This window comes from Caldisericia bacterium (genome assembly GCA_021158845.1).
Classification (GTDB): domain Bacteria; phylum Caldisericota; class Caldisericia; order B22-G15; family B22-G15; genus B22-G15.
The window spans coordinates 1-1,225 of record JAGGSY010000087.1 but is presented as its reverse complement, the minus strand read 5'-3'; the positions used below and the strand labels follow the sequence as shown (position 1 = coordinate 1,225).

The following is a 1,225-nucleotide window of genomic DNA, read 5'->3' as shown; positions in this document are numbered from 1 at the left end:
TGGAAGTTCTGATGCTGCCACTGTACTTAAAGCACTTAACTCCATATTTGGCTACCCATTGAGTCTAAAAGATTTACTAAACATTGGGGCAAAGATTGGCTCAGATGTTCCACTCTTTATTAGAGAGGAGAATCTTCTCCTCATAGAGAATAAAGGTGAAAAGGTTATGCCTATTTATGTAAAAGATAGGGAATTTTTCATTGCAGTTGTATTCCCCGGTTTTAGAATCAATACTTCCCATGTCTACTCGTTAGTGGATGAATACTCTTATTTTAATACCTCCACCGATCTGGTGCTGGATAGGCTAATCAGTAATAAAGATTTTTTTTCTTATCTTAAAAATGACCTTGAGAGATTTGCCATTAGATTAAATTCCAATCTAATTAAAATTAAAGAGACTCTAATGAAATTTAAACCAGATGCTTTGGTTCTTTCAGGAAGTGGATCATCCTATGCCCTCTTCTTTAAGACTCCTCAACCTCTTTTTCTTCTTGAGAAGAGTCTAAAGAATTCTCATCTTCAGGTTTTTCTTTTCCATGTCTTAGGGTGGGAGAAGATCTATAGAATAGATAGGCAAACAAAAGAATAGGAAAAACACTCCACTGACCATTTGTAAGACCGAATATTGGCATGTGATCTCCACGGAAAAACTCAATTATAAAAGTCCATATTGAGTAAAGCACAAGAAAAAGGACAAACAATCCTCCTTCAACTTTAATTCTTTTCTTCACCTTGTTTAAGATAAAGAAGGCAATAAAACCACTGGCTGATAGATAAAGCTGTGTTGGATGAATTGGAATTCCAATAGGTCCGAAAGATGCTGGATCATGAAAGACTACAGCCCATGGAACAGAAGTTGGCTTACCATAACAGCACCCATTAAGAAAACATCCAATTCTTCCAATACCAAAACCAAGAGCAAGTGCTGGTGCAGCAATATCTAATATTTTATAAAACAGTCCAAATCTTCTCCAGTAAAAGTATGTAAAAAGAAAACCAAATATTACTATTCCGAAAAATGCAAGTCCTCCATGCCATATTTTGAGTATCTCTAAGGGATGAGTAAGATAAAATAATGGATTATTGGCAAGAACAAATACAACTCTTGCTCCTATAATACCTACAATTATTACCCATATTACAAAATCAAAGTATTTATCCTCGTCTATTCCCTCCTTCTTTGCTTCCCTCCATGCATAGAAAACTCCAGTAAGCACTGCAATGG

The 1,225-nt window shown here is 35.5% G+C and carries 1 protein-coding gene; it reads right to left on the bottom strand.

Annotated features, from left to right (window positions below):
• Nucleotides 1–464 precede the first annotated feature (464 nt).
• Nucleotides 465–1,225: prolipoprotein diacylglyceryl transferase (gene lgt / locus J7J33_03415; GenBank protein MCD6168339.1), on the bottom strand; the 761-nt coding region annotated here is incomplete at its 5' end.